This window comes from Pseudomonas sp. GM50 (assembly GCF_000282375.1).
In the GTDB taxonomy this organism is placed as follows: Bacteria; Pseudomonadota; Gammaproteobacteria; order Pseudomonadales; family Pseudomonadaceae; genus Aquipseudomonas.
The window spans coordinates 1-12,874 of the sequence record NZ_AKJK01000120.1; the positions used below are offsets into that span (position 1 = coordinate 1).

At 56.5% G+C, this 12,874-nt stretch carries 15 protein-coding genes and 1 tRNA gene; 11 read left to right on the forward strand and 5 right to left on the reverse strand.

Features of this window, described 5'->3' with window-relative positions; genetic code table 11:
- Positions 1-39: 39 nt before the first annotated feature.
- Entirely contained in the window at positions 40-513 is a 474-nt protein-coding gene (locus tag PMI30_RS03380; protein WP_007898660.1) for a peroxiredoxin, read from the reverse strand.
- Positions 514-523: 10 nt separating this feature from the next.
- Positions 524-1,084 carry a glycine cleavage system protein R gene (locus PMI30_RS03375; protein WP_007898662.1) on the reverse strand — a complete coding sequence of 187 codons (561 nt, stop codon included), beginning with the start codon at positions 1,082-1,084 and terminating at the stop codon, positions 524-526.
- Positions 1,085-1,410: 326 nt separating this feature from the next.
- Between PMI30_RS03375 and dapA the strand changes: the two genes are divergently transcribed.
- The 6 genes from dapA to PMI30_RS03345 all read left to right on the forward strand — a co-directional run bounded on the left by dapA (position 1,411) and on the right by PMI30_RS03345 (position 5,634).
- Positions 1,411-2,289, forward strand: a complete 879-nt coding sequence (gene dapA, locus PMI30_RS03370) for a 4-hydroxy-tetrahydrodipicolinate synthase (RefSeq protein WP_007898664.1) — start codon at positions 1,411-1,413, stop codon at positions 2,287-2,289.
- Positions 2,290-2,306: 17 nt separating this feature from the next.
- Positions 2,307-3,422 carry an outer membrane protein assembly factor BamC gene (bamC, locus tag PMI30_RS03365; protein WP_008014180.1) on the forward strand — a complete coding sequence of 372 codons (1,116 nt, stop codon included), beginning with the start codon at positions 2,307-2,309 and terminating at the stop codon, positions 3,420-3,422.
- A 4-nt stretch (positions 3,423-3,426) separates the two neighbouring features.
- Positions 3,427-4,185 carry an MBL fold metallo-hydrolase gene (locus tag PMI30_RS03360; RefSeq protein ID WP_007898669.1) on the forward strand — a complete coding sequence of 253 codons (759 nt, stop codon included), beginning with the start codon at positions 3,427-3,429 and terminating at the stop codon, positions 4,183-4,185.
- 28 nt (positions 4,186-4,213) lie between these two features.
- The gene (gene purC, locus PMI30_RS03355; RefSeq protein WP_007898671.1) at positions 4,214-4,927 is read left to right on the forward strand and encodes a phosphoribosylaminoimidazolesuccinocarboxamide synthase; all 714 of its coding nucleotides are present in this window, start codon (positions 4,214-4,216) and stop codon (positions 4,925-4,927) included.
- Positions 4,928-5,010: 83 nt separating this feature from the next.
- Positions 5,011-5,100, forward strand: a tRNA-Ser gene (locus tag PMI30_RS03350).
- Between the two features lie 342 nt (positions 5,101-5,442).
- Positions 5,443-5,634: a YegP family protein gene (locus tag PMI30_RS03345; RefSeq protein ID WP_008014182.1), complete on the forward strand. Its 192-nt coding sequence runs from the start codon at positions 5,443-5,445 to the stop codon at positions 5,632-5,634.
- 54 nt (positions 5,635-5,688) lie between these two features.
- On the opposite strand, the gene PMI30_RS03340 is transcribed toward PMI30_RS03345, so the two are convergent.
- Complete coding sequence (locus tag PMI30_RS03340; RefSeq protein ID WP_007898673.1) at positions 5,689-5,895, reverse strand: hypothetical protein; 207 nt, start codon at positions 5,893-5,895, stop codon at positions 5,689-5,691.
- A 236-nt stretch (positions 5,896-6,131) separates the two neighbouring features.
- Here PMI30_RS03340 and PMI30_RS03335 point away from each other — a divergent pair, with 236 nt between their 5' ends.
- Together PMI30_RS03335 and PMI30_RS03330 are read left to right on the forward strand one after the other, a co-directional pair.
- Complete coding sequence (locus PMI30_RS03335) at positions 6,132-7,058, forward strand: LysR family transcriptional regulator (protein WP_008014183.1); 927 nt, start codon at positions 6,132-6,134, stop codon at positions 7,056-7,058.
- Between the two features lie 57 nt (positions 7,059-7,115).
- Positions 7,116-7,481: a 5-carboxymethyl-2-hydroxymuconate Delta-isomerase gene (locus PMI30_RS03330; protein WP_008014186.1), complete on the forward strand. Its 366-nt coding sequence runs from the start codon at positions 7,116-7,118 to the stop codon at positions 7,479-7,481.
- 17 nt (positions 7,482-7,498) lie between these two features.
- Here the strand turns inward: PMI30_RS03330 and PMI30_RS03325 are convergent, their stop codons facing one another.
- Positions 7,499-8,413, reverse strand: a complete 915-nt coding sequence (locus PMI30_RS03325) for a LysR family transcriptional regulator (protein ID WP_032836253.1) — start codon at positions 8,411-8,413, stop codon at positions 7,499-7,501.
- 310 nt (positions 8,414-8,723) lie between these two features.
- Complete coding sequence (locus PMI30_RS03320) at positions 8,724-9,659, reverse strand: LysR family transcriptional regulator (RefSeq protein ID WP_008014190.1); 936 nt, start codon at positions 9,657-9,659, stop codon at positions 8,724-8,726.
- 175 nt (positions 9,660-9,834) lie between these two features.
- Here PMI30_RS03320 and PMI30_RS03315 point away from each other — a divergent pair, with 175 nt between their 5' ends.
- The 3 genes from PMI30_RS03315 to PMI30_RS03305 are packed head-to-tail and all read left to right on the forward strand — an operon-like array spanning position 9,835 to position 12,873.
- Entirely contained in the window at positions 9,835-10,452 is a 618-nt protein-coding gene (locus tag PMI30_RS03315) for a thermostable hemolysin (protein ID WP_007898678.1), read from the forward strand.
- Entirely contained in the window at positions 10,449-12,017 is a 1,569-nt protein-coding gene (locus tag PMI30_RS03310; RefSeq protein WP_008014192.1) for an AMP-binding protein, read from the forward strand. The genes PMI30_RS03315 and PMI30_RS03310 overlap by 4 nt, the downstream gene beginning before the upstream one ends.
- Entirely contained in the window at positions 11,992-12,873 is an 882-nt protein-coding gene (locus PMI30_RS03305; protein WP_008014193.1) for a TauD/TfdA family dioxygenase, read from the forward strand. The genes PMI30_RS03310 and PMI30_RS03305 overlap by 26 nt, the downstream gene beginning before the upstream one ends.
- The last annotated feature ends 1 nt before the right edge of the window (position 12,874 follow it).

Below are 12,874 nucleotides of genomic sequence, written 5' to 3' on the forward strand. Positions count from 1 at the left end.
GGCTTGCCCGCGAAGGCGTCCGAACAGGCGCCCAAACAATCAGGCCTTGTTCAGCGCCTGAGCAGCAGCCAAAACCGCATCCACATGCCCCGGCACCTTCACGCCGCGCCATTCCTGACGCAGTACGCCGTTCTTGTCGATCAGGAACGTGCTGCGATCAACGCCCATATATTCCTTGCCGTAGAGCTTTTTCAGCTTGATCACGTCGAACAGCTGGCACAGCGCTTCTTCTTTGTCACTGATCAGCTCGAAAGTGAACGCCTGCTTGGCCTTGAAGTTTTCATGGGATTTCAGGCTGTCGCGAGACACACCGAAAACTTCGGTATTGGCGGCTTTAAAGGCGTCAAGCTGATCACGAAAACCCTGACCCTGGGTGGTGCAGCCCGGTGTGCTGTCCTTCGGATAGAAGTAAATCACCACTTGCTTGCCTTTGAGGCCTGCGAGGCTGACGGATTGCCCGCTGGTGGCGGGTGCTTCGAAGTCGGCAACCGGTTGGTCGATGGCTACGGCCATGAAAGCTTCCTTACATTGGGTTTTGTGGGCGCCACGGTTCAATCAGTGCGTCCAGGTTCATGGCGTCGGCGAAATCCAGGAACTGGTCACGCAACCAGCTGATCTGGGTGCCGGCCGGCAAAGTCACGGTAAACGTGGCGTTAAGCATGGTGCCGCCTGTCTGCGGGGCCTGATAGGTGTCACAGGTCAGGTTCTCCAGCTCGACGTTGTGATCCATGAAGAACTGGCACAGCTCGTTGATGATGTCCGGACGGTAAGCCGAGCTGACGTAGGCAACGTACGGCAGGGCCTGGGGACGGTTCTCCAGGGCTGCGCTGCGGACCACGTTAACGGTGAAGGCGTGCCGTTTGGCCAGCACTGGCAGGCTGCCTTCGAGGCGTGCCAGGGCGTCCCAGCTGCCGGAGATTTCAAGGATCAACGCACTGCATTCGCCATGACGCGTCAGGCGAGAGGTGACCACGGCGCAGCGGTTTTCATGGCTGGCGCGGCACAGGACGTTAGTCAGCTCCATGGGGTTGGCGCCGAGGGCACTGATGACAAGGAATTGTTCGCGAACTGTGGGGGTGGACATGCAGCATTCCTAAAGCGATGAGCGGTCGATACTTTTATGGGCTTTTTTTACCGGGACGAGCCTGCGGATGCGAATTCAGAAAACCCGGCCGAAGGTTGCAACGTGCTCCAGTATGGCAAGAGCGAGGGGTGGCAACGCTGGATCGGGGCTTGTGATGCCGAAAATGGAGGCTGGAACGCGGCGTACGAGCTTATCAGTACCGATCAAAGTCTGAAGGGTAGCGAAAAGCAGCGCCAAGGGGAATGGCAGCAGCGGAGTACTTCGCTTGTACAAGCATCTTGGCGCCAGTACCATTACCGCTCTCTTTTTCCGGCAGGAGCGGTTGCATGATTGCGGGCAGTATGGTGGCACTGGTCACACCCATGGATGCACAGGGTCGTCTCGACTGGGACAGCCTGAGCAAACTGGTGGACTTCCACCTGCAAGAGGGCACCAACGCCATCGTGGCGGTCGGCACTACAGGTGAGTCGGCCACGCTTGACGTGAACGAGCACATCGAAGTGATTCGTCGCGTGGTTGCCCAGGTTGCAGGGCGTATTCCGGTGATCGCCGGTACGGGCGCCAATTCGACGCGCGAAGCGATCGAACTGACCACCAACGCGAAGAACGCTGGCGCCGATGCGTGCCTGCTGGTAACCCCTTATTACAACAAGCCGACGCAAGAAGGCCTGTACCAGCACTTCAAGGCCATCGCCGAAGCCGTCGACATCCCGCAGATCCTTTACAACGTGCCGGGCCGTACCGCATGCGACATGCAGGCCGAAACTGTAATCCGCCTGTCGACCGTGAAGAACATCATCGGCATCAAGGAAGCCACGGGCGACTTGCAGCGCGCCAAGGACATCCTGGCTGGCGTGAGCAGCGATTTCCTGGTTTATTCCGGTGACGACGCGACCGCGGTCGAGCTGATGCTGCTCGGTGGCAAGGGCAATATTTCGGTGACCGCCAACGTCGCACCGCGCGCCATGAGCGAGTTGTGTGCCGCGGCCATGGCCGGTGATGCCGTCAAAGCCCGGGCGATCCACGAAAAACTGATGCCGCTCAATAAAACCCTGTTTATCGAATCCAACCCTATCCCCGTGAAATGGGCACTGCATGAAATGGGCTTGATGCCGGACGGTATCCGTCTGCCGCTCACCTGGCTCAGTGCTGCCTGTCACGAACCGCTGCGGCAGGCCATGCGCCAGTCCGGCGTCCTGGTTTAATTGAGGAAGTACTACGCATGAAGCGATTGGCCGGACTTTCCGCACTTGCCTTGATTATCTCCAGCACCAGTGGCTGCGGATGGATCTGGGGCCCGGAAGGTTATTTCCGTGACCGTGGTAGCGACTACCTGGAAGCGCAACAGACTGCACCGATGCAACTGCCACCGGACGTCAGCACCGCCAAGCGTCTGGATCCGCTGTTGCCGATCCCGCGCAACGTGGCTGACGACACCGTCAAGGGCGAATACATCGTGCCTCGTCCGCAGCCGTTGTCGGCAGCGGCTGATGCCAGCGACTACACCTTGCAGAAGAGCGGCGATTCGCGTTGGGTCATGGCCCAGCACCCACCGGCCGAAGTCTGGCCCGTGGCCGTGCAGTTCTTCCAGGACAACGGTTTCCGTCTGGACGAGCAACGCCCACAAACTGGCGAATTCACCACCACCTGGCAGCGTTCCGACGAACTGTCCGCAGCGATGGCCAAGCGCCTGAGCGCAGCCGGTGTCGGCGCTGACAGTGAAAGCCGTGTGCGGGTACGTATCGAACCAGGCGTTCAGCGCAACACCAGTGAAGTCTACGTGGTCAGCGCCGAGCGTCCTGCCGGCAGCACCGCCAATGTGGATTTCACCAATCGTTCGGTTAACACCGGCCTGGACGCAGCACTGGTCGACGACATGCTGGCAAGCATGAGCCGCACCTCGGAGAAGGGCGGTTCGGTCTCCATGCTGGCCTCTCGTGATTTCGATACGCCAAGTCGTGTCAGCCTGACCGAAGATGGCAGCGGCAACCCGGTGCTCAACGTCGGTTCCGATCTGGATCGTGCCTGGTCGAGCGTCGGTCGTGCACTGGAACAGGGCGAATGGCGTGTTGAAGACATCAACCGCAGCCTGGGCCTGTACTACATCAACCTCGCCGAAAAAGCCGAGAAAAAGGACGAGAAGCCAGGTTTCTTCGGCAGTCTGTTCGGCAGCAAGCCGGACAAGGAAGAAGTTGAAGCCCGCGCCGAGCGTTATCAGGTTCGCCTGAGCAAGGTTGGCGAGAACGTGCAAGTCACCGTCGAGAAAAACATCAACACCGTGGCGCCAGCAGACGTGGCGCGTAAAGTGTTGACCGTGATTCAGGACAACCTGGGCTGATCACATGCGTTTTGCCGTTCTCGGCAGCGGTAGCCAAGGGAACGGCACGCTGATAGCCAGCGATGACACGTATGTACTGGTGGATTGTGGTTTCTCCCTGCGAGAAACCGAAAAACGCCTGCTGCGACTGGGTGTGAACCCTTCGCAGCTGAGCGCGATACTCGTGACCCACGAACATGCCGACCACGTGCATGGCGTGGGTTTGCTGTCTCGGCGTTACAATCTGCCTGTCTACCTCAGTCGCGGGACCCTGCGCGGGATGCGCAAACCGATTGAACCCGCAGGCTTTCTGGCTGGCGGCGAGCAACTGCAAATCGGCAACCTGAGCATCGGCGTCATTGCCGTGGCCCATGATGCACAGGAGCCGACACAATATGTCTTCAGCGACGGTCAGCGGCGTTTCGGCTTGTTGACCGACCTGGGCTCATATTGCAACAAGGTGCTGGACGGCTACCGGGACCTCGATGCATTGATGATCGAGTCCAACCATTGCCGTGACATGCTGGCTCGCGGTCACTACCCGTACTTTCTCAAGCAGCGGGTGGGCGGTGAATTGGGACATTTGAACAACCATCAGGCGGCATTCCTGGTGGCCGAGTTGGGCTGGCAAGGCCTGCAACACCTGGTCCTGGCCCATCTGAGCAGCAAGAACAACCTGCCGCAGCTGGCCCGGCAATGTTTTGTCGACACCCTCGGGTGCGACCCGGACTGGCTGCAACTGGCCGATCAAGATTCAGGGCTCGACTGGCGACACATCGCCTAGCCCACCTACTTAGCAAGCGGAGCCCATCATGGAAAAACGTGAAGAACTCTACCGCGGCAAAGCCAAATCGGTTTACAAGACCGACGACGCTGACCGCTTGATCCTGCTGTTTCGCAACGACACTTCGGCGTTCGACGGCAAGCGCATCGAGCAGCTCGACCGCAAAGGCATGGTGAACAACAAGTTCAACGCCTTCATCATGCAGAAACTCGAAGCAGCCGGCGTGCCGACTCAATTCGACAAACTGCTGGGCGACAACGAATGCCTGGTGAAGAAGCTCGACATGATCCCGGTCGAGTGCGTCGTGCGTAACTACGCCGCTGGCAGCCTGGTCAAGCGTCTGGGCGTCGAAGAAGGTATGAAGCTCAACCCTTACACCTTCGAACTGTTCCTGAAGGACGACGCCAAGGGCGACCCGTTCATCAACGAATCCCACGTCGTGGCATTCGGTTGGGGCACCGCCGAGCAACTGGTTCGCATGAAAGAACTGTCGCTCAAGGTCAACGAAGTCCTGAGCAAACTGTTCGACGACGCCGGCCTGCTGCTGGTCGACTTCAAACTGGAATTCGGCGTTTTCTCCGACGGCTCCATCGTCCTGGGCGACGAGTTCAGCCCGGACGGCTGCCGTCTGTGGGACAAGGCTACCGGCAAGAAGATGGACAAGGACCGCTTCCGTCAGGGCCTCGGTGACGTCATCGAAGCTTACGAAGAAGTCGCCAATCGTCTGGGCGTACCGCTGTAATCGACGCAAGCATCTGATAGCACGGAAAAATTTCGCTTAGGGGGTTCGCTTCCGGCAAAAGTGTTGTTATGATGCGCGCCGTTGGAGAGATGCCAGAGTGGCCGAATGGGACGGATTCGAAATCCGTTGTACCTTCACCGGTACCTAGGGTTCGAATCCCTATCTCTCCGCCATTACATAGAAAAAGCCCCGTAGCTGAATAAGCTACGGGGCTTTTTCGTTTGTGCAGATTTTTCCGACCGACCACTTTCGGGTTCGTCCCTACTTTTGCCCAGGTTTTTGGTGTCGGATAAATCAGCACAGCAACGTAAGAAAAATATGCCTGCTCACGAGAAAAATGCCTCCACCGAGTCGCTTTAATTACCACCCCCTGTGTTTGTTGATCGCTTCACGAATCAAGGGGCTATCTTCGAAACATCCCCTGACATTGAAAGACATTGCCTAAAAAATTCCTCATCTACTCTGGTTTCGCAGGTCACTGATCTGTCGTAATCAGCAGTCGCAAGGAGCGATCAATGTATTTTGAGATTTACAGGCAAACCCGTGGTATCGCACAAACCGGCAAGGGCCAATGGCGCTGGCGTTTGCGGGCGGGGAATCATGAAACGATTGCCAGTGGGGAGGCTTACGTCAACAAGTCTGATTGCGTGCATGCCATCAGTTTGATCATAGGGACTCACGATCAGACCCCGGTCAGGGAAATATAAGCTCGAGGGCGATGAAGCTGCTCATGGGAGCAGCTTCGTTTTAACCGGGCGGTCTTACGGTTGTGAGTGGCCCAGTTTTCTTTTGATCAGGTCGTAGACTTCCTTGTGGGTGGAGTTGTTCAGGGCGTTGTTCTTGCAGGCCAAGGCCAGGAACGTTTTAACCTCTTCCTTTGCGTGAGGGTAAAGGCCTGCGACGTAGTCGGCTTCATGAACCTGGGTACAGTTGAAGTGTTTGTCGTCTTTTGCTTTATCTCTAGCCATTGCGAGGCTCCTTTGAGTTCAAATGGTTTTCGGTGGTCAGGGTCGTTTTGCCCCAAACGTTGCTGAGCTTAGGGGCGCAATCGCTTCCTGCCAGACGAACGACGAAATCAGGAAGGGGCTGTAGGACGAAGACGCTGTCTGCATTTGGATTAAACGCAAACTGCTTGAGTCGCATAGACGCCGATTACGACACCTCCCTAAACTGTCATCCAAGTCTTGGGGATCGGGGGCAATGGATGAATCGCAACGAACTGCGCAAGGCCGACATCAATCTGATGGTGGTGTTCGAGACATTGATGCTCGAACGCAACGTCACACGGGTGGCGGAGAAGCTGTTCCTCGGTCAGCCGACCATCAGTGCGGCGCTGAACCGCTTGCGGACGATGTTCAATGATCCGCTGTTCATTCGGGTCGGCCATCGCATGGAGCCGACGGCGCGGGCCGAGGAAATTATTCTGCACCTGTCACCTGCGCTGGATTCGCTGTCGGTGGCCTTGAGCCTGACCCATGATTTTGATCCGCTCAGCAGCACCATGACGTTTCGCATCGGGCTGTCGGACGATGTCGAGTTCGGCTTGTTACCGCCGCTGCTGCGTGCTTTGCGCCAGGAAGCGCCGAAAGTGGTGTTCGTGGTCCAGCATGTCGACTACTGGCGCATTCCCGACCTGCTGGCGTCCGGTGATATCACCGTTGGTATTAGCCAGACCCGCGGCCTGCCGGCCAACGCCAAGCGCAAATTGTTGCGACACATCCAGCCCAGTATTTTGCGCGCAGACGCCTCGGACACACCGCTGACCCTTGATGAATATTGCTCGCGGCCGCACGTGCTGGTGTCCCATACCGCGAATGTCAGTGGCTACGCTGATGAGTGGCTGGCGGAAATCGGTCGTACACGCCAGGTAGTGCTGTCCGTTCCGCAGTACAGTTCGTTGCCGGCCTTGCTCGCCGGCACCGATCTGATCGCCAGCCTGCCGGATTACACGGCTGAAGCGATGGCCGCGTCCGGCCAACTGTTCAAGGAGCCGTTTCCGTTCAAGACGCCGACCCTGGACCTGTCCATGGTCTGGCTCAGTCATGTCGACAGCGATCCGGCCGAGCGCTGGCTGCGCGCGCGTCTGGAGGCGTTCATGAGTGAGCGTGCGACTCTTGCGCCGTCCCAGTGAGCAGGGCGGCTCTGTGTTATATGTACGACCTTTCTGCCAATCTTCAGGAGCCCCGTTATGCCCCACCTGCACATGGAATACACCGCCAACTTGCCCGAATTGAATGCCGATCTGGCGTTGATGCGACTCAACAATGCGTTGATGGCTTCCGGTCAGTTTGCGGCCGAGTTCGATATCAAGAGCCGTGCAGTGAAGGTCGAGAGCTTCAAGGTTGGGACCGCATTGGGCGAGCGGGCTTTTGTGCATATCAAGCTGGCACTGTTGAGCGGGCGTTCGGCGGAGATCAAGAAGCAGTTGTCGCAAAGCCTGTTGGCAGTGTTGCAGGACTTGTGCGAATGGCCGGCCAACGTAGAAGTGCAGTTGTGTGCGGAAATTCTGGATATTGATCGCGAGTCCTACACCAAGACTGCCATCGGCCTCTGACAGCCCAGGTCTTGGGTTCAGAGCAAACCCTGTTCTGCGCAGGCTTTGACTACTTGCTCGCGAAGCCAGGTATTGGCGCTGTCCTGGTCGCTGGCTTCGCTCCATTGCATGTCGAGGGTAAATCCTGGCAAGCCCTTTGGTGCTTCGCAATGACTGAATACCGCGTCATTGGTCAGCAGCGTTTGAATGCGCCGCGGTAGCGTCAGGATGAGGTCGGTGCCGGTGATCATCTTGAGGGCTGCCCTGTAGCTATTGGATCGCGCGATAAGCTGTCGTTTGTGATCGACCCTGTGGGTGTCGAAGGTCTTGTGCGGAGAGAGCACGTGACGATGTTCAATGAACGATCGCAAACTTGGGCGTAATTGCGGCGGGGTTGCGCGTTTATCGAAGACGTAAACCAGTTCGTCTTCAACCAGCCTCCGGGATTTTAAGCCAGCATGGCTGTGTTGAAAGTCGTGACCGAAGCAGATCACCAGATCGAGACTGCCATCGCGCAGTTCATCGGCGGGCAGGGCGGTATCGAGTTTTTGCACATTGACGATCACTGGCAGGTTGGCGAAGTCGAAGTTCCTCAACAGCCGCGGCAGTACCATCAGTTCGAAGTATTCCGACGCGCCAATGTTGAAGGTGACGGCTTTTAGAGTCGGATCAAAGGCTTGAGCTCCGGAATGGCAGAAGTTGATGCCTTCCAGAATCTTCAGCACATGCTCGTGCATGGTGGTGGCTTTGTAGGTTGGACGCATTCCTGATCGGGTGTTGATGAACAAATCATCTTTGAAGCCGGTGCGCAGTTTTTTCAGCGAATAGCTGACGGTGGACTGGCTGACCCCGAGGGTTTCGGAGACGGCGGTGACGCTGCTTTGTTCATACACGGCGACGAACACCATGAGGTCCTGCATATCAAGTTTTCTAAGTAAATTGCTGTTAAGCATCTGCCCCATCCCGATGAACTCCCTGTTCTGTTTTGAACGCGATCTATCCATAAAAGGATAACGGAACGATAGTGCCAGGAGAATGCCTTGTAGGAAGCTTCATTGTCAGATGTGGGACACAACGTGTAGGTAACACGACCTACACATTCAATCGCTGGCCTGAAGGGGGGGCTTTCCGGGATTTTCTGGATCAGCGCGGACTGCTCGAAGGTGATCTGTATCGAGTGCCAGGCGCTGAATATCCCACCGGCCAAGCGCTGAAGTTACGCCCAGACACTTGGCTGCGGTCGGTCAGTAAAGTGAAGTCTTATTACAGCAATCCGTCTTGCGCGCACACGCTGACAATTTGTTCGCGGAACCAGTTATTGGCGCTGTCTTGACCTGGCTTCTCGTTCCACAACATGTCCAGTGTGAAGTTTGGTAAACCCGTCGGTGGTTTGCAATGGCTGAATCTGGCTTCATTACTGATCAGCATCTGGATGCGTCGAGGCAGAGTGAGAACAAAATCGGTTCCGGGGATCATGTTGAGTGCAGCAACGTAACTATTAGCTCGTGCGACAATTTGGCGGGTGTAGTCCCATTTGCTGAGCCAGCCATCCACCATGTTGGTGTCTGAAGTCCATGGCGTCGGGAAGATATGCTGGCGTGCGACAAAGGTGTCCAGGCTGAACTCGCCCTCTGGAGGCGCAAAGTCTTTATCGACGACGCAGACCAGGTCATCTTCCAGCAGTACTTGTGATTTCAAGTTTTTAGCACTGCGATGGAAATTGGGGCCGAAACAAATTACCAGATCGAAACGGCCATCCATAAGTTCATCGTTAGGGATATCTCTGTGGAATTTCTGGATATTTACAATGACCGGAAAACTACTGCCGATAAAGCGTTTCAATAAGTTTGGAAGTATAAGAAGTTCAAAATATTCAGGTGCGCAAATATTAAAAGTGATCTCTTTTTGCGCTGGGTCGAATGAGTGTAGTCCGGAGTGGCATATGTTTATGCTCTTCAGGATTTTGAGAACATGGCTGTACATCGTGGCAGCTTTGTGTGTTGGCCACATGCCATTGCGGGTATTGATGAAGAGCTCGTCGTCGAAACTCGTACGCAGTTTTTTCAAGCAGTAACTCACCGTGGACTGGCTGACGCAAAGGGTTTCGGAGACCTCGGTGACGCTTCTTTGTTCATACACAGCCACGAAAACCATAAGGTCTTGCATATCCAGTTTTCTTAGCAGATTGCTATTAAGCATAAAGGTCCATCTCGGTGAAAATCCATGTGTGTCACGTTACGTCGTGTTTTGTGACAAGGTTGTTTATTTATATATTAGTGGAAGTAATTGGTTTTTTAAATAGTCTGTCGGAAATTTCCTCAATATATTCTCGTTCCACTTTAGAGAGAACCCTGAGCAGGGATAGGAGGGCGAAGTGTTGGTACGAGTCACGGAAAGCCAAACGCCGTTATGGATGCAGGCGACTGAAGTTGTGAAAGAAAAATTCCGCAGCTCTTATAAGGCATCCGTAGAACCGAGCCCGCAGTATTTTGCGGTCACCCAGGACAGTGAGGAACGGATTCTTTCTTGCGCCGGTATAACTTTTGCGGATGACCGCACACTTTTCTCGGAGCAATACCTGTCGCAACCGATAGAAACGATTCTGTCCCAGCGTTTTGAAAAGATGATTGATCGGTCAGTTATTGCTGAAATAGGCAGTTTGATTTCTCATCATCTGACGGCCGGAATGATCATGGTCAACATGGTTCCGTTGTTGGCCTGGTGCATGGGGGCTCAATATTTGCTCTGCACCGTTACGCCCCGGGTCCGGAAAATGATGGAAAGCTGCCAGATCGATTTCGAACCACTACTCACGGCCGACCCTCAGCGTCTGGCCGACGATGGTGGCAAGAACTGGGGTACCTACTACTCGAAATTACCTGTCACCGGTTTTATCCGCGTGGACCCGAAACGTTCGCGATTCGCCGCTATGACCCTCGGTACTTTGTTCACCCAGTTGCCGAACAATTTGCCGACGAGGGCGCAGTCATGAGCGGTCGTTTCATTGCGGACCTGCGGCTGGCATTGCAGATCAATCGTCAGAAGGTCTGCGCAATCGATTGTGCTCCGACCGGCCTGGAACACGCTGCTGTCATGACCTATGGCGAACTGGAGTCCCGGGCGCTGAATCTGGCGGCAGAACTGCAGCGGCGTTTCGACACGGCGGCTCATGGCGATCACGTTGTGCTGGGGATTGCGACGCGTAACAGCAGTGACTGGTTGATTGCCGATCTGGCTTGCCTGTTTGCCGGAATTACCGCATTGCCTTTGCCGCTGGCGTTCAGTCAGTCCCAGGCCGAGCACCTTGCCGAGCGTTGTGACGGGTTTCTGGTGGATGCCGCAGGCGAGCGGACACTGGCTGAGCGGTGGAGGCTGGATTTTCCCGACAGCCGCCTCAGACGTATCGACGAACCTGCCCTGGAGCAGCCGTTGTTGCGAGAACCGGACGGCGATAGCGCATGGATCTGCAAAATCATTCACACCTCGGGGACTACCAGCCGGCCCAAAGGCGTGCGCCTGAGCACGGCGGCGGTGGGGGCGGTGTTGACTTCCCTGCGCCAGTGGATGCCGGTCGATGCCCATCGCAGCTACCTGTCGCTGGTGCCATTGAGCCTGCTGCTGGAACAAGTGACCGCCGCGTATTTACCGCTGCTGGCCGGTGGGATCGTGCATTTCCTGCCTGAAGGCGAGGCGCTGCTAGGTGAGCCGGGAACGTCACCGCAGCGTTTGATCGAGTGGATCCTGCGGGTCGAACCGACGGCCTTGACGGTACCACCGGTGATGCTCAATCGCTTTCACGAGCTATTGACCGAAGGCGGCGTGCAGGGTGAGCGCCTGTCTCGTTACCTGCATTCGGGGGTGCATATCACGTGCGGCGGCGCGGCCGTCAGCATCGATATCCTGCATGCCCTCGCCGAGGATGGTATTGCGGTGTTCCAGGGTTACGGGCTCTCCGAGAACGCCTCGGTCGTGAGTATGAATACCTTGCAGCACCAACGTCTGGGCAGTGTGGGCAGGCCGTTGCCGCATGTTCAGGTGCGCATCGGCGCCAACCAGACCATTGAGGTCAAGAGCAGTTCGTTGTTCAGCGGCTACTCGGGTAAAGACCCTAGCGCCTGTTCGATGTCCGACGATGGCTGGATGGACACCGGGGATCTGGGGGAGCTGGATGCTGATGGCTTTCTCTATGTTCGCGGTCGCAAGAAAAATGTGATCTGCCTGCCCAATGGCCGCAATGTCAGCCCGGAACAGGTCGAGCTGGAATACCGCGAATATCCCGGTGTGCGCGATGCCGCTGTGTTTTTCGATGAGGCCCATGGTCTGGTGGCGTTGCTGTGTGTTGAGTCGGCACCGGATCGCGATGAGCTGGCCAGCTGGTCAGCACGGCGCTTTTCCGACATCGAGCGCCCGAGCCACCTGTGGTTGCTGGCCAAGGACGATCCATTGCTCGAGCAACTCTACACCGTCACCGGCCGTCCAAAACGCGCCGATATCGCTACTGTTTTCGCCAATCTGCAAGGGAATGCATCTGATGAACACACCTGCCTATCACTGTGAAAGCCCCGACGTATCCATTATTGAACCGCGCCATTTCGCAAGCCTGGGCAAGGCCGAGCTGTACGAGTTGCTGGGGCATTACGGTGTCGTCCTGTTACGTAACTGCATCCACAATGCCGAGGATTTCAGCGCCTATGTGAAGCAGAACAGCTCGCGGCTGAGCCTCGACCCGGCTCGCGTCATGGTCGGTGGAGCCGCGCAGTTGGTTGATGCGGGTCGCCAGGCGATTGGTCTGCATTGCGAAAATGGTAACTCACCGTTCTGGCCGGACATCACCTGGTTCTATTGCCAGGAAGCACCGCGCACAGGCTCGCAAACCACCTTGTGCGACGGTGAGAAAGTACTGGCGAAGCTGTCATCCGCCTGCCGCACATTTTTCGAGGACAACCCGATTCGCTACAGCCGCACCGTTGCCGGTGACAAATGGCGTCGGCTGGTTTGCCACTATTCGCCAGCGCTCTCGGACCCGGCGGCGGTCAGGATCGAAGATCTGATGCAGATCATCGGCGACGATCCGCAGACACAGATCTCCTTCAATGCGTTTGATGATTCGATTCATTACGCCTTCAGTACCCCGGCGATTCTGGTCTCCGAATTCAGCCAGCGTCCGGCGTTTGCCAACAGTATTCTCGGGCCGTCCTTCAACTATGAAGTGCCAGTGATCGATACATCGTCCGGGCTGCCCATTCCCGGCGAATTCCTGCACGAAATTGCCGAGGTTTCCGCGCAATACACCTACCCGGTCGGCTGGCGTGACCATGACATGGTGATGATCGACAACCGTCGGGTAATGCATGGTCGTGAGGCCATCGTTGACGAGCGCCGCCGTATCTTCAACGCCCTGAGCTACCGCTGAG